We start from the raw sequence: 22,354 nt of genomic DNA, 5'->3' as shown, positions 1-22,354 counted from the left end.
CCCCTATCTCAAGGGGAGAGGGGGAGAACCCCTAAATAAGCCCCAGCTGTTTGAAGCTGGCCGTGGTTTCGCGACCGATCACCAGGTGGTCGTGCAGGACGATGTCGAAGGGCTGGGCGGCCTCGGCCATCTTCTTGGTCATCACCACGTCGGAATGGCTGGGGGTCGGATCGCCAGAGGGATGGTTGTGAACGAGGATAATGGCGCTGGCCTCGTGGGCGAGGGCGCGTTTGACCACTTCGCGCGGGAAGACCGGGGCGTGATCGACCGTGCCGCGGCTCATGATTTCGTCGGCGATGAGGCGGTTCTTCTTGTCGAGAAAGAGGACGCGGAATTGTTCTGTACGCTCATGCTGGAGCGCGGTGCGGCAGTAATTGACGAGCGCCGACCAGGACGAGACCACCGGCTTGTCGATGACGCCTTCGCGGGCCATGCGCGCCGAGATCGCCTGCAGGAGTTTCAGATCGGCCGCGACACGCGCCGAAACGCCCTTGATTTCGGTGAGGCGCTCGATCGGGGCCGCCGCCACGCCGCCAAGATCACCGAAGGCGGCGATCAGTTCCTTGGCGAGCGGTTTGACGTCGCGGCGCGGGATCGCGTTGAACAGGAAGAGTTCGAGCAGCTCGTAGTCAGCGAGGGCATCCCCGCCCGCGCTGGTGAAGCGAGCCCGCAGTCGGTCACGGTGACCGGCATGATGGGGAGTTCCGTCCGCGCCCGCCATGCCGTCCCGGTTCAGCCGGAATAGGGGGGCTTGTGCTGCCCGGTCGGGGACTCGGTGAAGATTTCCACCCCGTCCTCGGTGACGCCCACCGAATGCTCGAACTGCGCCGACAGCGACTTGTCGCGCGTCACCGCCGTCCAGCCATCAGCGAGGATTTTCACGTCCGCGCGCCCAAGGTTCAGCATCGGTTCGACGGTGAAGAACATGCCGGGTCTCAACTCGGCACCTTCGCCCTTGCGGCCATAGTGAAGGATGTTCGGCGTGTCGTGGAAGATGCGGCCAATGCCATGGCCGCAGAAATCCTTGACCACGGAACAGCGGTTGAGTTCGGCATAGGTCTGGATCGTCGCGCCGAGGTCACCGAGCGTAATGCCCGGCTTGATCGAGCGGATGCCCGCCATCATCGCCTCATAGGTCACGTCGATCAGGCGTTCGGACTTCCGGCGCGACTCACCGGCGACATACATGCGGCTGGTGTCACCATGCCAGCCATCGACGATGGCGGTGACGTCGATATTGACGATATCGCCATCCTTCAGCGGCTTTGTTCCCGGAATGCCATGGCAGACGACATGGTTGATCGAGGTGCAGGACGACTTGGTGTAGCCGCGATAGCCGAGCGTGGCCGGCACGCCGCCATGGTCGAGCATGTATTCGCGGATCAGGTCATCGATTGCCTGCGTCGTCACTCCGGGCTGCACATGGGGGATGATGTAATCGAGCGTCTCGGCCGCCAGACGGCCCGCCTTGCGCATGCCTTCAAACCCGGCCGCGTCATGCAGCTTGATCCGCCCGTCGCGGGTCAGCGTGTCGTCGTCTTCCTGGATGTCGTAGGCGAGGTTCATTGATCGTCTTCGTAATGGCTTGTCTGTGGCACATATAGCGAGGGTGCGCGGTGATGGAAACGCCGCGCACCCTGAAGTTTTACACCGGGCCCGTTGATGGCCGGGTTAACACTCAGTCTCCGGAGCCGAAATACTCGCCGAAGAAATCACCCTCATTCCAGGTCAGCGCCTCGTCGGCATCTGCGATTTCGCGCGCGATGATGTAGTTAATGTTCGCGAACTTGGCCGCCTGGTCATAGAGCAGGTCGAGATCGAGCTGGTCGCTGGCCCGGTGATAGTGGGTGTTGAGAAAGCCCATGAAGCCTTCACCTTCGTCCCAGGCCGGGTTGGGCGAGGAGAATCCCGTCATCAGAAACAGGGACGGGACGCCCTGGCGCACGAAATTGTAGTGATCGGACCGAACGAAGAGGTTCTGCTGCGGGATCGGGTCATCGCTGATCGTTACCCCCAGGCGTGCGGCGGCGCGTGTGGCGATCGGGCCGAGTTCGGACCGTTCGGCACCAAACGCGATCACGTCAGAGAACTCATAGACGATAACCGGCATGTCCAGATTGACATTCGCGACCATGGCGTCATGCGGCACGGTCGGATTGGTTGAGAAATACTCCGAGCCCAGCAAGCCCTTCTCCTCGGCCGCGAGGGCAACGAAGACGACGGACCGGCGCGGCGCGCCTTCTTCCATGAAGGTGCGGGCGGTTTCGAGCATCACCGAAACGCCCGAAGCGTTGTCCACGGCACCGTTGCAGATGTGGTCTTCGGGACCTGATACGCGGCAGCCGCTGATCACGCCGGTCTGTTCCTCGGGGAAGGTGCCGATATGGTCGAGGTGGGCGGTCAGGATGACGTATTCATCGGCCAGTTCGGGATCGGTTCCGGGCAGGATGCCGACGACATTGGGTTCCTCGTAGAGTTCGCGGACCGACCGCTGGGTAATCGACACGCTTGTGCCGGTCGCGAAGCTGGAGGGGCCGTTTTCCATCGCCGCGACCGCCTCATCGAGCGACATCGGAGCGTCAGCGAAGATTTCGGCGGCGACATCGGCGGAAATGGTCGCGCTGGCGACGAGCTGGCGATATGCCTCCTCGGCGGCTTCGGGTGCAAGCTCCACGCTGGAGCGGCCCACGTAATTGCCATAGGTGCTGGCAAATTGCTCGGCCCCCATCGAAGAGATCGTGATCATGCCAATCGCGCCGTGCGCGGCGGCCGTGGCCCGCTTGGTCGAACTGCGCTGCTGGTGGGAACGCTCGTCGGACGCCATGATATCGGGCGCGCCGCTCATCACGACGACAATCCGGCCCGTCACGTCGATGCCGGCATAATCGTCATAGTCGTGATGGGGCAGGGTCAGCCCGTAGCCGACGAAAACAACCTCGCCTGTGGCCGTGCCGTCGTCGAGCGCGGGGTTGGCACTGATGAACACGTCCTCGCCATGCGTGTAGGAAACGGCATCCGCGCCTTCACCTACAGTCAGGGACGACGCGTCTGCGTCGACCGAAACCCGCTGGAAGGGGGCCATGGCGAAGTAGCCATTGTCATCGCCGCCGGGCTCCAGGCCCATGAGGCGGAACTGCGTCGCGACATAATTGGCCGCCAGCAGGAATTCTTCAGACCCCGCGTCGCGGCCGCCCATCAGGTCGTGGGCCAAAAAACGGATATGGGCTTCGATATTGCCAGCGGAGATATCCGGAAGGCCGGTACCCGCGGACCCGGTCTGTACCGTGGCCGAGTTAGCCGAGGCGGTGTCCATCGTGGTGGCGGCCTCGTTGCCTTGCGAACAGGCGCTCAGTCCCAGCCCGGCCGCGGCCAGGGCGGCATAAATCGCTTTCATGGACATCTCCCAGCAATCCAAATCAGTCAGCGCGCGGACTATAGGCACGCGGTCCGCCCCGGCAATGCGCAAGGGCTTTAATTTTCCGTCACGAGTGCGTCAGCAACGGCGGGCAGGACCCGGTAGTGCCGTTTCAGGGCTTCGCCCATACGGGCGGGGCGTCCGGTCGAAAGCTTGAAACAGACGAGCTTCCAGACGCTCCGGAAGACGGTGTCCCCGGTGTCGGCGCGGCGGAACTGGAAGCGGCGTTCGGCTCGCAGCCGTCTGTCCGACATCGTCACCCAGACGGCAGCTTCGATCCGGTCCCCCGCGCGCAGATGGCCGAGATAGTCAGCCTCGGACCGGACGATCGCCATGCCGAGGTCGTAGGTGGCGAAGTCCTTGCGCGGATACTCGGGAACATCGGCATCCCAGTGCGACCACGCCGTCTCGTCGGCCCAGTTGAGATAGCGCGCATTGTTGACGTGACCGAATTCGTCTTCGTCCGCCTTCACAGCCGTAATCGTGTGAATATGGGGGCAGGGCAGGTCCCAGCTGTCATGCATCTCGTCTCTCCCAACACGGTCGTCGCCAGCTATCACATCTGGTCCTATATAGCCTGTGAAAGTAGAGGGAAGGCCTCCATGGCAAAACCAAAACGCGTAACCGCAGGCGTGCTGCTGATTGGTGACGAGCTACTGTCGGGCCGGACCCGGGACGTCAATCTGCAGGAAATCGCGACCTTCCTCGCGCCGCTGGGCATTGCGGTGGCCGAGGCGCGCATCGTATCCGACGAGGCTGACCGGATCGTCATGGCGCTCAATGCGCTGCGCACGTCCTGCACCTATGTTTTCACCACCGGAGGGATCGGCCCGACCCATGACGACATCACGGCCGATGCGGTCGCGGCGGCTTTCGGTGTGTCCATCGACGTGCGCGATGATGCGCTTGCGGTGATCGAGGACTGGTATTCGCGCTCCAAGACACCGCTGACCGAGTCTCGCAAGCGCATGGCGCGGATCCCCGATGGCGCGAGCCTGGTCACCAACCCGGTGACTGGCGCACCGGGATTCCAGATCGGCAATGTCTTCGTGATGGCCGGGGTCCCGAAAATCATGCGCGGCATGCTGGAAGATGTCGCGCACAGGCTGGAAGGCGGGGCGGTAACCCACGCCATTACCGTCTCTGCGGGCGGGCTGCGCGAAGGCGACCTTGCCGAAGCGCTCCGCACCTTGCAGGCGGGTACACTGGAAGTCTCCATCGGGTCGTATCCCTTCTTTATCGAGACCCGTGACGGCGCGCCCAGGCGCGGCACCAACCTGGTCGCCCGTTCCACAGACCAAGGTGCCCTGAACTCCGCCGGGGAGGCCCTGATGCAGATCGTCCGGGACGCCGGTGGCGAACCGGTGCTGGAGGATGGCGCGAAGCGCTGAATCCCGAAATCGCCCTTTTTTGGCCCGAACCTCGTTGCTTTCGCCCGGAAGGGTAGTAGCGCTGGGGAATCGCAAGGGAAGGGGAGACTTCATGCGAAACCGTTTTCTGATGGGCGCGGCGGTGTGCGCCGTCGCGCTGACATCTTTTCCGCAAGCGCCGGAAGCGTCCGCACTGACGCAGCGCCGTCCGGCTCCTGAACAGGCCGATATCTTCGAAGCCTGTCCGACTCTGGTGGCCCATCGCGCCGGCCGCGAAAACAATGGTTATGCCGGTCGTATCCGGACCGCCGCCACCGGAACGCCGCCACCTCCTGCACCGCCGCCTCCGCCACCCCCTCCACCGCCGCCGCCACCGCCACCGCCTCCCGCTCCTGAAGCTGCGGACTCCAGCGATTCCGTCGCCGTTACCGGTAGTCGGCAGGAACGGGAATTCAGCGCTAACTCGCCGCTGCAGGTCGTTGATGCGGCGACAGTCGCGACAACGGGTTTGCCAAGATCCGCTGGTATCGCCAGTCCCCAACTGCAGCCCCAGCCCATGCCCGGCGATATCGACCGGGAGCGCTATGAGGACGTGGATGCCAACCCGGTCCGGGTGACGGCGGAAGAACCGGTCTCGACCTTCTCCATCGATGTCGACACGGCGAGCTATGCGGTCGTGCGCCGTTTCCTCAATGATGACAGCCTGCCGCCGCGTGACGCGGTGCGAATCGAGGAAATGGTCAATTATTTCGACTATGCCTACGACCTGCCGGAAAGCCTGGACGCGCCATTTGCGGCCAATGTCACCGTGACGCCAAACCCGTGGAATGCCGAGACCCAGCTCCTCCATGTCGGCATCCAGGGCTATGACATTCCGGCCGATGAGCGTCCGCGTTCCAATCTCGTCTTTCTGGTCGATGTCTCGGGTTCCATGGGAGCCCCGGACAAGCTGCCGCTGGCCATGGCCGGCCTGCACATGCTGACCGACGAGCTCGACGACGATGATACGGTCTCGATCGTGGTTTATGCCGGTGCCGCCGGGGCGATCCTGGAACCGACGCGCGGCGAAGACCGGCACTGCATCCATGCAGCGCTCGACATGCTCGAAGCGGGCGGGTCGACCGCTGGCGGAGAAGGCCTGCGTCTCGCCTATGAATTCGCCGAGGAGAATTTCGACGCGGACGCGGTCAACCGGGTCATGCTGCTGACTGATGGCGATTTCAATGTCGGCATCACGTCAGACGAAAGACTGGAAGATTTCGTCGCGCGCAAGCGTGAGAGCGGCATCTACCTTTCGGTGATGGGGTTCGGCCGGGGCAACTACAACGACCAGCTGATGCAGACCATCGCCCAGAACGGCAATGGCATCGCGGCCTATATCGATAGCGAGCGTGAAGCCCGGCGTTTCCTCGTGGAGGAAAGCTCGTCCGCGCTCTTCCCGATTGCCAATGACGTGAAGATCCAGATCGAGTTCAACCCGGCCATGGTCGCCGAATACCGGCTCGTGGGTTACGAGACCCGGATGCTGAACCGCGAGGATTTCAACAATGACGCGGTCGATGCCGGCGAGATTGGCTCGGGTCATTCGGTGACGGCGATCTACGAGATCACGGCGCCGGATTCAGACGCCCGCCTGGTTGACCCGCTGCGCTATGGTACGCCAGAGGCAACGGGTGAAGCCGGGACAGAATTCGCCTTCCTGCGTATCCGCTACAAGCGGCCCGGCGAAGACGAGAGCATCCTGATCGAACGCCCGGTGACACTTGATGACGCCGTGTCGGACCTGGGCGAGGCGAGTGCCGACACGCAGTTCTCGATCCATGTCGCGGGGTTCGCCCAGATGCTGCGCGGTGACCCGTATATCGCGGAAAGCGACTACGGGTTCGGATCGCTGGCACACGCCGCGTCGCTGGTCCAGGGCGAGGATCCGTACGGCTATCGCGCCGAGTTCGTGTCGCTGGTCGAGCGGGCGGGCCGCGTCGCCGACCAGTCGCCCCTAAAGCCCGGCAATTAGAGCCTGGAAAGACACGACGGCCCGGCTTCCTTTCGGAATCCGGGCCGCGATGCCCCCGCGCTGGCCGGTGATCGGCTGAGGGACCGAGAAGCCCCGGTCAGCGCAGCATGGCATCCCTCAAGCGCCGGTAGGGCGTGTCGAGATAGAAGTTCGGGTAGCGGTCGTCATTGGCGACCGAATGCCCGGCTTCGAAATAGATACGGGCGTCGCCTTCGATCCCGCCCATCAGCCAGGCCTCGGCGTCGTACTCGTCGGCAGCGTGGTGGTATCCGCCGGTCATGTAGGCTGCAAAGCGTGGCAGGATGTCGGGGTCGGCCTCGACCTGGGCTTCATTCGGGCTGCCCACGGCATAGATGCCCGGCACACCGACCTTGATGAACGGCCAGTGGTCGGACCGGAAAAATCCGCCCGCCGCCGGGTTGGAATCTTCCTGCAGTTCGCGGCCAAGCCGGGCCGCCGCGTCACCCAGAATGTCCTCCAGTTCGCTGGTCCCCAGTCCCGGAACGGTCATGGCCTGCCAATGATCGGCAAAGGGGAAGTGGGCATCCATGTTAAAGACCGCGACCGTGTCGGCCAGCGCGCAGGCCGGGTCGGAGATATAGTGCTCGGTACCCAGGAAGCCCCGTTCCTCGGCCGCCGTGGCGAAGAAATAAACCGAGCGGCGCGGGTTGGTGTCGAGCGATCCATAAGCCCGCGCCAGATTGATCAGCATCGCGGTGCCGGTCGCATTGTCGAGCGCGCCGTTGAAGATCGTATCGTCGGTCGGCGCGAGCGGGTTGATCCCCATATGGTCCCAGTGCGCGGTGTAGATGACGCACTCCTCGGGCGCTTCGCTGCCCGTGATACGGCCAACGACATTGTTGGTCTCGGCGAGTGAGACCTGGCCCTCCAGAGTCCCGGATGCCGTCAGCTCGCTTTCAATGGCCCGGAAACCGCGTGTCGCGGCTTCGGTATAGACGGTGTCGAAATCCAGTCCCGCCGCGTCGAAAATGCGCCGTCCGGCCTCCTCGCTGACATGGGCGACCATGGTCAGATGGTCACCGTCGTCCTCGGTGAGGAAATACTGGGTGCCGCCGACACCGCCGGACGACAGGGTTGCCCACGGATAGCCCGCGCTCTGTTCGGTATGGATCAGAATCACCGCGCTCGCGCCCTGCGCTGCGGCGGTCTCGAACTTGGTCCCGACGAGGCCGTGGACTGTCAGGGCATTGCCATCGAACAGGGTTTCGTCATTGGTAGCGGTGCCGGGATCACCCCGGAACAGGACCAGCGTGCGGCCGGTCAGGTCGAGGCCCGCATAATCATCCCAGTCCTCTTCCGGCGCGGTAATCCCGAAGCCACCGAAGACGACAGTGCTGTCCGTCAGTTCCAGCCTTTCCCCCGGTTGTCCGGCAAACAGGACATAGTCGCTCGCCAGCGCGAGGCCGAGGGTGCCGGAAGGACCGGACAGGTCGAAGTCCGCGGTATTCCTCTTGACGTATTCGGCGATGCCGAAGGGCTGGAAATAGCTGTCGTCAAAGGCCGGGCCGGCACCGGCTTCCTCGAACCGCGAAGCGATGTAGTCGATGGTCAGGCGTTCGCCCCGTCCGCCGGGGCCGCGGCCCTCGAATTCGTCAGACGCCAGAACGGCGACGTCGGCGGCGATATTTTCCCCGGTTATGGCGTTGTAGGCCGTGTCGAAGTCATCCGCAGTGGCCGGGGCGGCAAAGGCGAATGCGGCGAGCGATACCGCGATCATACGTGTCATCTAGCTGTCTCCGTTTGTCGAACCGGCGTTGCGGGTTTCGGGAAGGGGGGCGAGCGCCCAGGCGAGCGAGACGGGCCGCCCGTTTTCGGCATTCGACGACCAGAGAAGATCGGCGATGGCATCGAGATGGTCGTTGATGGCTGCGAGTGTCGCGGCATCCGGCCGGGCTGCGAGCCGGAAGAAACCGTGATTGCGTTCGGGGCCTTCTGCATGCGTGTCCGCCATGGAGAAGGCATCGGCCACATCACGCTCGGCCTGGCGCAGAATAGCCATGGCGGTGTTGGACAGGCGCGTCGCATTGGCGGGATCGCCGAAGGCCCGAAGAAGCCGCATTTTCGGGGCAGGTGTCCGGTACAGGGTCTGCGGCTTCTTCGCCCCGGGCATGCGGCGCTGACCGGCGATTTCCACGAGACCGACGGCCAGCAATTTCTTCACATGGTGATAGACGGCCGTCGGCTTCAGGGCCGCAGCATAGGCAAGGTCTTCGGGACACATGGGGCCGTCGACGGCGAGCCGGTCGAGCAGCGTCATGCGCGTGGCCGAAGCCAGGCAAACCATCTGGTCGGGATCGAGAATCCAGTAGGTGTCCGGGTGATCGGGGTCGATGTATGAGCGTGTCATGCACCCAAATAATCAAAATAACGCCAAATTATGAAATTAAAATTTGGACAGCCTGCAGACGAGCCCTGGTTCTGACTCCCGACTACGGTGTTCAGCGCGGCTTGTGGTCTAGGAAGCCGGCGGGAAACTTCATATGAATGCGGATCGTCAGTGCGGGCGTGGCGGAATTGGTAGACGCGCCAGACTTAAAATCTGTTGGGAGTAATCCCGTGCCGGTTCAAGTCCGGCCGCCCGCACCACTTTTTCCCGTTATGGCCAGCTCCCGTCCGGTGAAAGATTCCACCGGAGAGGCGACCTGCTTTCTAGCGCAACCCAAGCGCGATCTAGACAACACGCAAAAGTTGTGGATTCCTTCCCGGCGCTAACCAGGGGAGGAAAGCATGAAACTTGGACAGAAACTCGCCGGCGGGCTGTTGCTCGCCCTCGCGGTCGTCTCGCAGGCCATGGCCTCGCCGTGCGCCAGTGCCTGCCTCGGCCAGTGCGAAGGCCTCTATGGCGGGGATTTCACCATGTGTTTCGGCACATGCTACAATGCCTGCACGATGGCCGAAATCGAGTAGCGGAGCGGGCGCGGCGGGGCTGCGGTCCCGCCGCACCGTCCGGAGTTGCCTTTCATGATCGACGTATTTGCGGCGCTGACCCTTTTCCTGCAATCCGGGACGCAGAGCGACTTGTGTGGCCCGATCGGACCGATCACACCGCTTCAGCCCGGCTATTCCGCCACTTATGAGGGCCGGCTCAATGGCGCGCCCTATCCGGTGGTCCTTCGCAATGTCGTCGCGGGCAGCGACGGCCTGCGGGTCCGCTATCACCAGGGCGCGGGTGCCGGCGCTGACGAGATCGGCATGGACGAGGGCACGCTTCTCGACACGATTGGCGGCGTGCTTCTGCCCCTGCGTGTGCTGGGGTCTGGGGGACAGACTGTTCAGGAGTGGCGCTATAGCCGTGACCCCGGCCCGGCAATTGCGGCGCTGGCCCCGGGGCAATCAGTCCGGTTCACGGTTGAGGGGCCCGGAGGCCGCCGCGAGGAACACACGGTGACGCTGACCGGGTGCGGCGTGGTCGATGTCGGGAGCGAAACCCATCCGGTCCACACCTTCCATCTGCAATCGTCCGGTGACGGGCCCGCGCAGAACAAGCAGGTTTCCCTGTCTTCGCGGACGGGGTGGTGGCTGCGTGAAGAGAACAGCCGAACGGGACTTGTGATGACGGCGGTTACGCTTTCGGAGCCCTAGTGTGGGCAAGACTTTCTCAAGCATGGATTGTGAATTTTGTTGGCAGAATGCGGCCTGGCTGTTATATCGTCTCCTTCGGGCGAAGTAGCCGAGGGGGAGGGCATGAACGGACGCGCACTGGTCGCGATCCTGTCTGCCCTCGCACTGGCGGGCTGTAATGCTGCGGCCCGGGAATCCCGCACCCAGTACGAAACGGCCGCCGTTGAGCGCGGTGACATTCAGGACATCGTCCCGGCTGTTGGCCGCATTCAGCCCGCGACCCAGGTCGAGGTTGGTGCCGAGATTTCAGGCCGGCTGACCGGGATTTTCGCCGACTTCGGTGATCCGGTCGCGGAAGGCCAGTTGCTCGCGCGCATTGACCCGGCCCCGTTTGAAGCCCGCCTGACCCAGGCCCGGGCCGCGGCCCGTACCGCGCGGGCCCGTCATGAAGTCGCCCGGATCGAACAGGAGACGGCTGATCGGGAGCTTGAGCGCGGCGAGGCACTGGTCGAACGCGGCACGCTGCCGCAATCCCAACTCGATGAGCGCCGGGCAAGGCTCGATACCGCCACGGCCAGGCTTGCTGAAGCCGCCGCATCGCTGGAACTCGCCGAAAGCGGGGTTGAGCAGGCCGAATTCGATCTGTCCCGCACCGAAATCCGAAGTCCGATCGACGGCTTCGTCCAGGACCGGCTTGTCGAAGCCGGGCAGGCCGTCAGTGCTGCCCAGAGTGCTCCAACCCTGTTCCTGGTCTCGGCGGACCTGTCACGGGTCGAGATCGAGGCTCTGGTTGCCGAAGGCGACATTGGCCGGGTCCAGCCCGGAATGCGGGTCCGGTTCACCGTTGATGCCTATCCTGACGAGACCTTCGAGGGCGTGGCGGGACCGGTCAGGCCGTCGCCGCGCACGCAGGGGCGCTTTGTCAGCTATCCGGTCATCATAGAGGCCGAAGACCCGCAACAGCAGCTGTTGCCCGGAATGACGGCTTCGGTCGAATTAGTTCACGCCGAGGCCCGCTTCGTCCTTCGCGTTCCGGTCGCGGCGCTCTATGTGATTCCAACGGACTGGTTCCCCGAGGGGATCACCGACGATGATATACGCGCCGTCGGGATCGAACCGGATTTCCCGACCGAGAATTTGCGCCGGGCCGCCTATATCGGCCTTGTTGCCGGACGGATGATCCGCCAGGGCCAGCGCCGCCTGTTCGTCCTGCGCGATGGCGCGCCGCGCATGCTGGCGGTGCGGCTCGGGGCCGAGGACGAACAGTTCGTCGAAATACTCGAGGGCGACCTCGCCATCGGGGACCAGGTGATCACACGGGAGCTCGGGCCGTCATGACGTCCCGGGTGGCCCAGCGTCCCGACATCCGGGCCACCCTGCACCGCCTCTTCGGCTGGCTGCGGCCGGCCGCAGAGCCCGCCAGACCAGCTTGCTCCGAAGCGCTGCATATCCGGATCGACCAGTTGTCGCGTCACTACCGATCCGGCCGCGACAGGGTGACGGCGCTGACCCTGGCCGGGACGATGAGTTTCCGCAGCGGCGAAGTCACGGTGATCGCGGGACGGTCCGGTTCGGGGAAATCCACGCTCCTGAACATTCTCGGGGCACTCGACAGTCCCAGCGGTGGTGAATTCCAGATCGACGGCGGATGTTGCCTCAGTCTTTCCTCGTGGGGGAAGGCGCAGGTCCGCCGCAACAATATCGCCTTTCTGTTTCAGGATGGCGGCCTGATCGAACGGATGAGCGTGCTGGACAATGTCCTGCTGCCGCTTCGCTTTTGCTCGGACCGCCATGCCAATGCCGTGGAGCGGGCACGGGCCGCCATCGAGGCAGTCGAGCTTGGCGGCAAGGCCAACCGGCTCGTCCATTGCCTGTCTGGGGGTGAGCGCCACCGGGTCGGACTGGCCCGCGCCCTGGCCCGTGAAGCGCGCCTGCTGATCTGCGACGAGCCGACGGCCGCGCTCGATGCCACGACCAGTGAACTTGTGCTGCGCCTGTTGCGGAAGGAAGCGGAGCGGGGGGCGTGCGTGATCGTGGCGTCGCACGATCCGATTCTTCTCAAAGCCTCGCATTTCGCGACCCGCACGATCACGTTCGAGGGCGGGCGGGTCCAGTCGATCGAAGGCGGTTGAATGCGGCCGCTGCACGATGCGGCCCTGGCGATCTGGTCTGTGACCAGCCGGCCGCTGAGATCAGCCCTGATGGTTCTGATTCTCGGGACCGGCGTGGCGGCGGTCGTCCTGTCCATCGGTATCCTGCAGGGCTTTTCTGTCGAGATCGAGCGACTGTCCTATGGGGCGTATGCGCGGTCCGTTGTGATCTCGCCGAATTTCTATGCGCCCGAACGCGCCGTCTCGCCGCAACTGACCGATCTCGACCGGCTGCGTGACGGCCTGCCCCAGCCCATCGACGGAGCCGCTGCGTGGCGGATTGCGCGGCGCATTCCGGCGCAATCGCTCCACGGGCGGCGGGATATCGACGTTTACGGTGTCATGGGTGATTACCGGTTCGAGGCCGACATGCCACTGGCGAGCGGACGCCTACTCAGCCGTGAGGACTTGCAGGGGTCCCGGCGCGTTTGCCTTCTGGGGCACCAGGCAGCTGGCGATCTCCTGCCACGCGACGCCGGCCCGCTCCGCCGTATCCGGGTCAATGGCATTTCCTGTGATGTCGTCGGGGTGTTCGCGCCGGGTGATACCCGGCTGGCGGCACGGTTTGCCGATGCCGTGATCGCGCCCTTCCATGTCACGGCACGCTATTTCACGGCGAATACCAGCCTCGCGCCGGGAGAGGCAGACCGGCTGACCGTCGTGTTGCGAAACCGGGATGACCTCCATTCGGCGACGATTTCCGCAGACCGCCTGTTGCGGCGGCAATACGGGGCTCCGCTCTCGCAAGCCTCACCCTTCCTCTATGCCGATCCGGGGGCACCGGTTGCGAGCCTGGAGCAGCAACGCACGCTGATCGCGCGGCTATTGTTCGCGATCGCGGCGATTTCGCTGGCCGCAGCGGTGATCGGCTATGGGGCGAACACCTGGTCTGCCGTTACCATGCGGCGGCGCGATATCGGCCTGGTGATGGCCCACGGTGCCTATCCGGGGGATATCTTCCTCCAGTTTTCCGTCGAGAACCTGCTTCTCGGACTGGCCGGAGGGCTTGCGGGCATGGCGATGGCAGTGGCCGGCGGTGCCGTCATGGAGTCGATCTGGGGGTGGACGGTGATCCTGGATCTCGACGCCTTTGTGCTGGCCTCGGCGGTCGGTGCCGCAGCGGGCTTCGTATCGGGCGTGATTCCGGCCTACCGTGCCGCGATGCTGGACCCCAGCATCGTTGTCCGGAACTGATAGTCGCGCCAGCGACGCCGAGAAAACCAATGCCCCATCGCGCCATTCACGCCCGCTTTGTCGAGACCGCTGCCCCGATCAGCCCGGCGCTGGCCCGCGCGATCGAGATGGCCGGGCCGTTGGAGATGCGCAGCCGCGCCGATCTACCTTTTGGCGAGTATCTGTGCCGGGCGATCACAGGCCAGCAGCTGTCCACCAAGGCGGCCAGCACAATCTGGGGGCGGGTCGAGTCCAGTGCCGGGGGCGGTGATCTGTTGTCCCATTTCTGCGAGGACAATACTGATCTATTGCGGAGTTGCGGCCTGTCCGGGGCCAAGACCAGGGCGATCTGCGCCATCGCGCGCACGGCACGGGAGGGCGGGCTGGATGCGGAAGAACTTCGCGCCCTTTCCACACCGGATCGTGCCGCGCGCCTGACCGCGATCTGGGGTGTCGGGCAGTGGACGGCGGACATGATGAGCATGTTCTATTTCGGTGACCCGGATGTCTGGCCCGATGGTGATGTCGCTGCGCGCAAGACGCTGGAACGCCTGACCAGCCCGCGCCGCAAGACCGTCCGGACCGCTTCGTTCTTTGCGCCGCATCGCTCGTACCTGGCGCTTTACATGTGGAACCATGTCGATGCCCCGCCTGTGGAATAGGCGCTAGCGGCCAATTGGCCTGAATCCTGCTCGCCTGACACGCGAACAGGAGGAATGGCCATGAACGGGACAGGCGAAACGGTCACTGCGGGCGAAGTCGTCTCCGGTTGGGACGCAGGTACGCGCGCGAACTTCCGCCAGAAGGTCGTCGTCGCCCGCCACAATCTGCACGAACGCCCGGAATTCTCCGACGCTGCGCTGGCGGCCCTGATCGAGCGGCATCCGCGCGACATGACCGATTTCTGCACGATGGGCGACCTGGACGAGGGGGCTGACAGCTGGCGCGCCGGCGATCCGGGCGACCGCTCGGGAGCCGAGCTGATGGACAGCGTCCGCAAGGGCAAGCTGTGGATCAATCTGCGCCGCGCGATGACCGATGACGCGGTCTATCGCCCGCTCTTCGAGGCGATGGTCGCAGACATGAAGCGGCTTAATCCCGGCTACCGGGCACTCAATCACGAGAGCGGCATCCTGATTTCATCGCCGACGGCGCAGGTCTTCATCCATTCCGATGTGTCGGAGACCATTCTCTGGCATGTGCGCGGCAAGAAGCGCATTCGCGTCTATCCGGCCGAAGCCCCTTACGTGACCGACGAGCGTATGGAGGCGATCCTCCATCTCGAACAGACAGAGGACCTACCCTTCGATCCGTCCTGGGATGATGCCTGCGAGGCAGTCGACCTGGAGCCCGGCATGTTCACCGCGTGGCCGTTGCATGGGCCGCATCGGGTGCAGAACCTGGAAGGGTTGAATGTCTCGGTGACGATGGAGATCGTGACACCGGAATCGATGCTCAAAAACGGTGTGCTGCACGCCAATGGCGTTCTGCGCCGCAAATTCGGGATCAATCCGAAATCGGCGGATACGGACGGGCCGGGAGCATATCTGAAACTCGTCCTCTCCAAAGCTTCGAAGAAGCTGTTCCGCGAGAACAAGCCGATGCCCAAGAGCGAGCGCACCTTTGATATCGATCCCGATGCCCCCACGGGCTTCCGCGACCGGGGTGCGGCCTGACAGCTGCTTCTGGACGCACTGCGATCCGCGTGATCTAAATCGCTCTGGCGGGGCAGATCACGCTCGGGAGTTCTCGTTTCATGAAATGGATGATTGCCGCGGCCCTGCTGGCTGCGAGCTGTGCTGGCGCGTCTGCACAAGATGACCGCGCCCTGCCGCCGCTGGTCGAACGGGCCTTTGCCGCCGGGACCGAAGCGCCGGACGAGGCGCACTGGCAATTCACCATGGTCGCCGACATGGGCGAGCACGGGCAGTTTACCGCGCGGTTCGACAGCACCCGTCCCGAGGCCGAGCGCTGGACACTGATCGAACCGGCGTCACCCGACCAGATGAGCGATGATTTGCGGCAGACCTGGGAAAACACCCGTGAGCCCGATGATGATGACGCGGCAGAAGACGAAGCCGACTCCGACGACGGAAACAGCCGCTCTTTCAGTGTTGGCGGTGGCGGGTCCGGCCTGTTCTTCGGGGCCGGCAGTACGGATTTCATTGCCGGCGGTGTCCGGGAAATCCGTAACACGCCCAACCAGATCATCTACGCATTTGATCCTGACCTGGCCGATGACGACGAGGACGATGCCATGGCCCGCACGTTGGGTGAGAATCTGCGCGGCGAGCTGACAGTCGCGCGGCGCGATCCGTTCGTTGAACGCTTGCGCATCCATGCCCCGGCCTCGTTCAAGCCGAACTTCATGGTGCGGATTCACGCCTTCGAGATGGAGCTGGATTTCGAGCGGCGGGACGGTCTGCCGGCTCCGGTCATGACCCGCTTCCTGACCCGGGTCGAGGCCAGCGCAATGATGCAAAGGGTCAATCAATTCGTCGAGTTCCGCTTCTCGGACATCGTCTATACCGCGCCGTGAATTTTGGCCGCCCGCTTTGACGCCGGGGAGGAGTCGTCCTAGCTCAGCCCTGTCATGACGCTGCATCTCATCAAGCTGTGCGTGGGTGTGGACTCGGTGGAGGATCTTGAATCCTACCGGGCGGCCGACCTTGCGCGTGCAAAGGCTGCTGGCGAAGCGCCCGTGTCACGGCACGTAACGCGTATGACACCAAAACAGGCCGAGGACGTGCTGGATGGCGGCAGCCTCTACTGGGTGATCAAGCGGGTCATCCAGTGCCGCCAGCGTATCCTGTCACTCGACGAGGTGACGGGACGAGACGGCATCAAGCGCTGCGCCATCGTCATGGACCCGGAAATCGTGCGGACCGCACCGGCACCGCGGCGACCGTTTCAGGGCTGGCGGTATCTCAAGCCCGAAGACGCGCCGGCCGACCTGACCGAGGCAACCGGCGGGCTGGAACTGCCCGACGAATTGCGCCGCAAGCTGATCGAGATCGGGGCCTGGTAGGCCGTCAGGCGGGATCGGCCGCGAAATTGTCGATGAGGCGGGTTTTCCCCAGCCAGACCGCTCCGAGCACGCGGGCCGGCCGGTCGATGGGCCCGGCGGGCAGTTCGGCCAGCGTTTCCGCGCACCGCGCCTCGACATAATCGACACCGTCAAACCCGTTGGCGGCTTTGGCGAGGGCACGGGCCTGCGCGGTGGCGACATCATCGCCGCGTTCGAGTGCCTGGGCGAAGTCCTTCAGGATTTCATTGAGGCGGACCGCCCGGGCGCGCTCGTCCTGCGAGAGGTAGACGTTGCGCGAAGACAGGGCGAGGCCGTCGTCTTCACGCACGACAGGTCCGGGAATGATCGCGACGCCATGGTCGAGATCGGCGGCCAGCCGCCGGATGACGAGAAGCTGCTGGTAGTCCTTTTCGCCGAAGACGGCGATGTCAGGCCGGACCTGGTTGAACAGCTTGGCAACGACGGTCGCGACACCGTCAAAAAAATGTGGCCGAAAGTCGGTCTCCAGGCCTTCGGACGGGCCGCCGACCTGGACCTTTAGGGCAAAGCCCTCCGGATACATCGCCCGCGCAGTCGGTGCGTAGAGCAGGTGGCAGTGGGCTTCGGCGAGCTTCGCCGCATCGGTTTCGAGCGTGCGGGGATAGGCGTCGAAATCCTCGCCCGGTGCGAATTGTGCCGGATTGACGAAGACGCTGGCGACGACGCGGTCACAGTGGCGAAGCGCAAGCTCGACAAGGGAGATATGCCCGTCATGGAGCGCGCCCATGGTCGGCACGAAACCGACCTTCAGCCCGGCGCGCCGCCAGGCCATGACGGCCTTGCGCAAGTCCGCCGGAGTGTCGACGGCGGTAAGGGGCAAGTGGGGCAGATCGCTCATCCTGCCTCCGCGTCTAGCGCCACGTCTCAAGGGAGGCAAGCGCCGCCGACTCGCGCTAGGAGATCCGGCATGAACTGGCGATTCGCTTTTGCTTTGCTGATCCTGCCGCTCGCCGCCTGCGCGACGACGTCACCCTTTGGTGGATCATCGGCCATGCCGGAATCTGCGACCGAGCCCGTTGCCGAAGCGGTTGAACCGGTCGTCCAGGACGCCGCGGTGGTCATCGACCCCGAGCCACTGCCGGACATGACCGGCGCGCGCAGCCTGTTTCATGCCATCCACATTGCCTCCTACCGGGGTGAGGACACGGCGCGGTCGGGCTGGCAGACACTCTCGGCCATGTTCCCCGAGGCGCTGAACGGGCTGGCGCCGCGTGTCGAGGGCGTCGACATTCCGGGCCAGGGATTTTTCCTGCGGCTGAAGGCCGGCCCGTTCTATTCGGCGAGCGAAGCAGACGCGGCCTGCGCCCCCTTCCGGGCGGCAGGCGTGTGGTGTGTGCCGGTCGATTTTACCGGCGAAACGCTGGCCATGACTGGGGAATGATACCGCGTATGCGGCCCGCGCTTTCTAAGGGCCGCGAAACACTTAATCTTGCTTCCGGTCATGTCAGCCCGGTAGAGCCAGCAGGGTAATGTCCGAAACCGCGACCACGCAGGCGACCTCCAAGATCCGTTTTCCCTCCGGGGGCGGCGGTGCGCGCACCTGCCATGTCATCGTCATCGGCAATGAGAAGGGCGGGGCGGGCAAGTCGACCGTCGCCATGCATCTCGCTGTCGCCCTGATGCGCATGGGCCGGTCCATCGGCGTCATGGACCTGGATATCCGCCAGCAGACTTTCGCGCGCTATCTCGCCAACCGGCGGCGTTGGTGCGAGACACGCGGCGTCGACCTGCCCATGCCGATCGAGGAGTCGCTGGAGCCGAGTGCGGAACGCCACCTCGACGCCATCGAGGCGCAGGAGGCTGAGCGGTTCAAGGCCGCCATGGCCCGGCTGAAGGCCCAATGCGATTTCATCCTGATCGATGCGCCGGGCAGCGATACCTTTTATTCGCGGCTCGCCCACGGCGCGGCGGACACGATCATCACGCCGGTCAATGACAGCTTCGTCGATTTCGACCTTTTGGCCGAGATTGATCCGGACACCTTCCAGGTCGGCCGGCCCAGCCTTTATTCCGAACTTGTCTGGGATTGCCGCAAGCGCAAGGCGGTCAAGGAAAAGAAGTCGATCGACTGGATCGTCATGCGCAACCGGATGTCCATGCTCGACGCGCGCAACAAGCGCCGGGTGGGTGAGGGGCTGAAGGCGCTGTCGGCGCGGATCGGCTTCCGCCTCGCCCCAGGCTTCGGCGAGCGCGTCATCTATCGTGAGCTGTTCCCGCTCGGCATCACGCTGCTCGATCTCACCGAAGACGGGTCGGCGGTCGCGTTCACCATGAGCCATGTCGCCGCGCGGCAGGAGCTGCGCGATCTGCTGATCGTTCTGAAACTCCCCGGCCTCGCCGGTGAGCGGATACCGTTCTGATGTTGCCGCTGGTGCTGCTTGGCCTGGCGGGCCTCGTCGTGGCGATGGCCGTGGTTGGCGCGATGTCGCGGACCAACCCGAAACGGGCGCAGCGCTTGTCGCGCATGCTGCTGGGCGTCGGGGCCTGCTTTGTCGGCGCAGTCATGACATTGCGCGGCCTGGCCGTGCTGGGCACACCGATCATCGGCGTGGGGCTGGTCCTGCTTGGTCTTTCAGCACGGTCGCCGCGGGCGCAAGCCGGGGCGGGTGGTCCGCAAACGCCGCCGCGCCGCAGCGGAACGATGACACGGCGCGAGGCGCTGGAAATCCTGGGGTTGGAAGACGGGGCCGGCGAGGCGGATATCCGCGAGGCCTACAAGTCGCTGATGAAGAAGATGCACCCGGATGCGGGTGGCTCGGATGCACTGGCCCGGCAGATCCAGGAAGCGCGCGACACGCTGTTGCCGAAACGCTAGGGGTCAGGCCCCGGGAGCGACAGCGAAGCAGGCTTCGCCGCGTTCGGCGAGCAGGCGGCAGACGCTGCGAGCGGTTCCTTGCGTGACCCCTTCGAACCGGGCCCGGTAAACAACACGACCACCGCTGTCGACACCCGGCGTCGCCGTCCGCGCGCTGGTCAGGTCCGTCATCAGGTCGCGGATGGTCTCCAGCCGGGCCTGTGCGGCGGCTTGCGCGGAATAGGCCCCGACCTGGACCGCCCAGTCACCGGCGTCGGATTGCTCAACCGCCGCCGTGCGGACCTGCACCGGCTCGGCCGGAGGATCGATATCGCGCAAGGGAATAGCTTCCAGTTCTGCACCGTCAGTGTCCGGCGCGGACCCCGTTACCGGGGTGGCCGGCAGGCTGGCCCCGTCATCGACCGGATTGGCTTCGGCATCATCGGCCATGACCACGCGCAGGGCGGGCAGGGCGGCTGACGAGCCCTGTTCAGTCGGACCACGCAGATTGAGCGCGGCGACCTCCATGGCGATGGCGTCCTGTTCGCGGATCGGGTTGAGGCGCGGCGTCAGTTCAGCGGCGGCGACCAGCATGGTCTCGCGCATGCGCAGCGAGCGGAAGGCCGCATTGACCAATTGTGTGGCATGGGCGTCGCGCGAGGCGGCCGTCGGTCCGCCCATGACGACAGCGACGATGCGGCGGCCATCGCGTCCTGCAGTCACGGCGATATTGAAGCCCGAGGCGCGGATATAGCCCGTCTTCAAACCGTCCACGCCGTCGACACGGCCGACCAGATTGTTGTGCGAGCGGTAGGTCCGCCCGTCCCAGACGAAGCTGCGCTCGTTGAAATAGGAGGCGTATTGCGGAAAGTCGCGGCGCAGGGCGGTCGCCAGCCGGGCAATGTCACGCGCGGTCGTGGTCTGGCGGGAATCGGGAAGGCCGGAGGCGTTGCGGAAGGTCGTATGGGTCAGGCCCAGTTCGCGGGCGCGCTCGGTCATGCGCGTGGCGAAGGCGCGCTCTGTGCCCGCCAGATGCTCGGCCACGACCACGGCGACATCATTGGCGCTGCGGATGACCAAGGCGCGAATCGCCGTGCGCGCGTCGATCGTGTCCCCGACCGGTATGCCGAGGCGCGATGGTTCCTGGTCGGCGGCATGGCGGGAGACCGTCATCTCGTCGGTCAGCGCGACCTCGCCGTCCTCAATTGCCTCGAAGAGGAGGTAGAGCGTCATCATCTTGGTCAGGGATGCCGGATAGCGCTGGGCGTCAGCGCGCCGCGCATGCAGGACCTCGCCGGTGGATTCATCAACCACGAAAGCCGCATAGCGCGGATTATTGGCCTCTGCGGGGGTGACCGCAAAGGACAAGAGGGCGCTTAGCCCGACCATCCACAACACAAAGGCGCGCATGGGGCGGCATTCCAGCGGCGAAGGATTGCCAGCCCGTTAAAAAGGGCTGAACGAATATTTTGCTGCGCTGCACAAATTATCCTTGACGCAAGTGCGAACAATCCCCATACATATGCTGCAACCGCGAAATGCGGCTAACAGGAAAGAACAGGCAAAGCGCCATGAATGACAACAAGACCCGAGCTGTCGATGCTCCGGTGAAAGCCGTCGAAGCCGCCAGCACGGCCACCAAGGAAACGGCGAAAGCCGAAACCAAGGCCGCGAAAGCTGCGGTGGACGCGTCTGCGAAAGTGGCCAAATCGACCGTGAAAACCACCAAGACCGCCACCAAGAAAGCGGTCAAGACCCCGAAGAAAACCGTCCGCAAGGCCACCAAGGCGAAAGCGGCGAAGTCGAACACTCCTCCCCGTAAAGGAACCAAGATCATGACCAATGCCCAAACCAAGAAGGTCCAGGACACCATTCAGACCATGACTTCTGCCGGCAACGAAGCCTTCCGTGAAGGTTTTGAAAAGTCGCTGAAGTCAGTCAACGAAATCAACGCCTTCTCGAAGGACAACATGGACGCCGTGATGGCGTCTGCCACCGCCGCCGGCAAGGGTATCGAAACCCTCAATGCCAACGCGGTCGCCTTCGCCAAGAAGTCGATGGAAGACACCGTGTCCGCCACCAAGGCCATGACCACCGCGAAATCGGTCCAGGACATGATCGAAGTCCAGGCCGACTTCATGAAGTCCTCGATGGACGCCTACCTGGCCGAAATCAACAAGGCCACCGACCTCTATGCCGGTGCCGTGAAATCTTCGCTGAAGCCGCTGAACGATCGCGTCGCGGCGACGGTCGAAATGGTTCAGTCGCAGCGCTAAGCCGCGACAACCAGAGACAAGTCTCCCCACTGGCCCGGCGCGCGAGCGCCGGGCCTTTTCTTTTGTCCGATTGCCTTTTTCGTGCCGCACTGAGACGAAAAACTGCGCTCAACCGGTCGCAGGGGCTTTTCGCGAGCCATCCGATGCATATCTAATGGGGCAGGCCGAGAGCGGATTCGATGAACGATCGCCCCAAAAAGCCCACGGGTCCGGAACGCGAAACCGGCGTCGCGACCCGAACGCGCCCGCAGACCAAGAAGCCGTCCCTCTACAAGGTGCTGCTTCTGAACGATGATTACACGCCGATGGAGTTCGTCGTGGAGGTGCTTGTGCGCATCTTCAACAAGGCTCCGGAAGAAGCGGCCCGGATCATGCTTCACGTTCACCAGAACGGGGTTGGATTGTGCGGCGTGTTCACATTCGAGGTGGCCGAAACCAAGGTCGCCCAGGTGATGGATGCGGCGCGCCGCGCCCAGCACCCGCTGCAATGCACGATGGAAAAGGAATAGTCTG

The 22,354-nt window shown here is 64.3% G+C and carries 24 protein-coding genes and 1 tRNA gene; 17 read left to right on the top strand and 8 right to left on the bottom strand.

The window, feature by feature from the left end:
• Positions 1 to 31: 31 nt before the first annotated feature.
• The 4 genes from radC to V0U35_RS09220 all read right to left on the bottom strand — a co-directional run bounded on the left by radC (position 32) and on the right by V0U35_RS09220 (position 3,939).
• Positions 32 to 721 carry a RadC family protein gene (gene radC, locus V0U35_RS09235; protein ID WP_330196413.1) on the bottom strand — a complete coding sequence of 230 codons (690 nt, stop codon included), beginning with the start codon at positions 719 to 721 and terminating at the stop codon, positions 32 to 34.
• 11 nt (positions 722 to 732) lie between these two features.
• Complete coding sequence (gene map, locus V0U35_RS09230) at positions 733 to 1,566, bottom strand: type I methionyl aminopeptidase (protein ID WP_330196412.1); 834 nt, start codon at positions 1,564 to 1,566, stop codon at positions 733 to 735.
• 112 nt (positions 1,567 to 1,678) lie between these two features.
• Positions 1,679 to 3,394 (bottom strand): M28 family peptidase, encoded by a 1,716-nt coding sequence (locus tag V0U35_RS09225; RefSeq protein ID WP_330196411.1) that lies wholly within the window; start codon positions 3,392 to 3,394, stop codon positions 1,679 to 1,681.
• Positions 3,395 to 3,471: 77 nt separating this feature from the next.
• The gene (locus tag V0U35_RS09220) at positions 3,472 to 3,939 is read right to left on the bottom strand and encodes an acyl-CoA thioesterase (protein ID WP_330196410.1); all 468 of its coding nucleotides are present in this window, start codon (positions 3,937 to 3,939) and stop codon (positions 3,472 to 3,474) included.
• A 78-nt stretch (positions 3,940 to 4,017) separates the two neighbouring features.
• Between V0U35_RS09220 and V0U35_RS09215 the strand changes: the two genes are divergently transcribed.
• Entirely contained in the window at positions 4,018 to 4,806 is a 789-nt protein-coding gene (locus V0U35_RS09215; RefSeq protein WP_330196409.1) for a competence/damage-inducible protein A, read from the top strand.
• A 91-nt stretch (positions 4,807 to 4,897) separates the two neighbouring features.
• Positions 4,898 to 6,799 carry a vWA domain-containing protein gene (locus V0U35_RS09210; RefSeq protein ID WP_330196408.1) on the top strand — a complete coding sequence of 634 codons (1,902 nt, stop codon included), beginning with the start codon at positions 4,898 to 4,900 and terminating at the stop codon, positions 6,797 to 6,799.
• A gap of 97 nt (positions 6,800 to 6,896) precedes the next feature.
• On the opposite strand, the gene V0U35_RS09205 is transcribed toward V0U35_RS09210, so the two are convergent.
• Positions 6,897 to 8,546 carry a M28 family peptidase gene (locus V0U35_RS09205; protein ID WP_330196407.1) on the bottom strand — a complete coding sequence of 550 codons (1,650 nt, stop codon included), beginning with the start codon at positions 8,544 to 8,546 and terminating at the stop codon, positions 6,897 to 6,899.
• Positions 8,547 to 9,167 carry a helix-turn-helix domain-containing protein gene (locus V0U35_RS09200; protein WP_330196406.1) on the bottom strand — a complete coding sequence of 207 codons (621 nt, stop codon included), beginning with the start codon at positions 9,165 to 9,167 and terminating at the stop codon, positions 8,547 to 8,549.
• Between the two features lie 152 nt (positions 9,168 to 9,319).
• Here V0U35_RS09200 and V0U35_RS09195 point away from each other — a divergent pair.
• The 10 genes from V0U35_RS09195 to V0U35_RS09150 all read left to right on the top strand — a co-directional run bounded on the left by V0U35_RS09195 (position 9,320) and on the right by V0U35_RS09150 (position 16,732).
• Positions 9,320 to 9,406, top strand: a tRNA-Leu gene (locus V0U35_RS09195).
• Positions 9,407 to 9,547: 141 nt separating this feature from the next.
• A complete protein-coding gene (locus V0U35_RS09190) occupies positions 9,548 to 9,727 on the top strand; it encodes a hypothetical protein (RefSeq protein ID WP_330196405.1) in 180 nt (59 codons plus the stop codon).
• Positions 9,728 to 9,781: 54 nt separating this feature from the next.
• Complete coding sequence (locus V0U35_RS09185) at positions 9,782 to 10,402, top strand: hypothetical protein (RefSeq protein WP_330196404.1); 621 nt, start codon at positions 9,782 to 9,784, stop codon at positions 10,400 to 10,402.
• Between the two features lie 102 nt (positions 10,403 to 10,504).
• Positions 10,505 to 11,719, top strand: a complete 1,215-nt coding sequence (locus V0U35_RS09180) for an efflux RND transporter periplasmic adaptor subunit (protein WP_330196403.1) — start codon at positions 10,505 to 10,507, stop codon at positions 11,717 to 11,719.
• On the top strand, positions 11,716 to 12,513 hold the full coding sequence (locus V0U35_RS09175) for an ABC transporter ATP-binding protein (protein WP_330196402.1): 798 nt from the start codon (positions 11,716 to 11,718) through the stop codon (positions 12,511 to 12,513). Before V0U35_RS09180 ends, V0U35_RS09175 begins: the two co-directional genes overlap by 4 nt.
• Positions 12,514 to 13,725, top strand: coding sequence for an ABC transporter permease (locus V0U35_RS09170; protein WP_330196401.1), 1,212 nt, complete (start codon positions 12,514 to 12,516; stop codon positions 13,723 to 13,725).
• Positions 13,726 to 13,754: 29 nt separating this feature from the next.
• The gene (locus tag V0U35_RS09165; RefSeq protein WP_330196400.1) at positions 13,755 to 14,366 is read left to right on the top strand and encodes a DNA-3-methyladenine glycosylase family protein; all 612 of its coding nucleotides are present in this window, start codon (positions 13,755 to 13,757) and stop codon (positions 14,364 to 14,366) included.
• 60 nt (positions 14,367 to 14,426) lie between these two features.
• A complete protein-coding gene (locus V0U35_RS09160) occupies positions 14,427 to 15,380 on the top strand; it encodes a hypothetical protein (protein ID WP_330196399.1) in 954 nt (317 codons plus the stop codon).
• A gap of 80 nt (positions 15,381 to 15,460) precedes the next feature.
• Entirely contained in the window at positions 15,461 to 16,243 is a 783-nt protein-coding gene (locus tag V0U35_RS09155; protein ID WP_330196398.1) for a hypothetical protein, read from the top strand.
• A 54-nt stretch (positions 16,244 to 16,297) separates the two neighbouring features.
• Complete coding sequence (locus V0U35_RS09150) at positions 16,298 to 16,732, top strand: DUF1489 family protein (protein ID WP_330196397.1); 435 nt, start codon at positions 16,298 to 16,300, stop codon at positions 16,730 to 16,732.
• A gap of 4 nt (positions 16,733 to 16,736) precedes the next feature.
• Here V0U35_RS09150 and panC read toward each other — a convergent pair whose 3' ends face one another.
• Positions 16,737 to 17,609, bottom strand: a complete 873-nt coding sequence (panC, locus tag V0U35_RS09145; protein WP_330196396.1) for a pantoate--beta-alanine ligase — start codon at positions 17,607 to 17,609, stop codon at positions 16,737 to 16,739.
• Between the two features lie 69 nt (positions 17,610 to 17,678).
• Between panC and V0U35_RS09140 the strand changes: the two genes are divergently transcribed.
• From V0U35_RS09140 to V0U35_RS09130, 3 genes are all read left to right on the top strand, one after another.
• Complete coding sequence (locus V0U35_RS09140; RefSeq protein ID WP_330196395.1) at positions 17,679 to 18,152, top strand: SPOR domain-containing protein; 474 nt, start codon at positions 17,679 to 17,681, stop codon at positions 18,150 to 18,152.
• Positions 18,153 to 18,240: 88 nt separating this feature from the next.
• The gene (locus V0U35_RS09135) at positions 18,241 to 19,131 is read left to right on the top strand and encodes a division plane positioning ATPase MipZ (protein WP_330196394.1); all 891 of its coding nucleotides are present in this window, start codon (positions 18,241 to 18,243) and stop codon (positions 19,129 to 19,131) included.
• Positions 19,131 to 19,586 (top strand): DnaJ domain-containing protein, encoded by a 456-nt coding sequence (locus V0U35_RS09130; RefSeq protein WP_330196393.1) that lies wholly within the window; start codon positions 19,131 to 19,133, stop codon positions 19,584 to 19,586. The genes V0U35_RS09135 and V0U35_RS09130 overlap by 1 nt, the downstream gene beginning before the upstream one ends.
• A gap of 3 nt (positions 19,587 to 19,589) precedes the next feature.
• Here V0U35_RS09130 and V0U35_RS09125 read toward each other — a convergent pair whose 3' ends face one another.
• The gene (locus V0U35_RS09125; RefSeq protein WP_330196392.1) at positions 19,590 to 20,975 is read right to left on the bottom strand and encodes a D-alanyl-D-alanine carboxypeptidase family protein; all 1,386 of its coding nucleotides are present in this window, start codon (positions 20,973 to 20,975) and stop codon (positions 19,590 to 19,592) included.
• Between the two features lie 161 nt (positions 20,976 to 21,136).
• On the opposite strand from V0U35_RS09125, the gene V0U35_RS09120 reads away from it, so the two are divergent.
• Both V0U35_RS09120 and clpS read left to right on the top strand, forming a co-directional pair.
• A complete protein-coding gene (locus tag V0U35_RS09120; protein ID WP_330196391.1) occupies positions 21,137 to 21,841 on the top strand; it encodes a phasin family protein in 705 nt (234 codons plus the stop codon).
• A gap of 179 nt (positions 21,842 to 22,020) precedes the next feature.
• Positions 22,021 to 22,350 carry an ATP-dependent Clp protease adapter ClpS gene (clpS, locus tag V0U35_RS09115; RefSeq protein ID WP_330196390.1) on the top strand — a complete coding sequence of 110 codons (330 nt, stop codon included), beginning with the start codon at positions 22,021 to 22,023 and terminating at the stop codon, positions 22,348 to 22,350.
• The last annotated feature ends 4 nt before the right edge of the window (positions 22,351 to 22,354 follow it).

Source organism: Hyphobacterium marinum, assembly GCF_036330325.1.
Classification (GTDB): domain Bacteria; phylum Pseudomonadota; class Alphaproteobacteria; order Caulobacterales; family Maricaulaceae; genus Hyphobacterium; species Hyphobacterium marinum.
The sequence above is the reverse complement of the archived record's forward strand: the minus strand, read 5'-3'. Positions and strand labels throughout refer to the sequence as shown.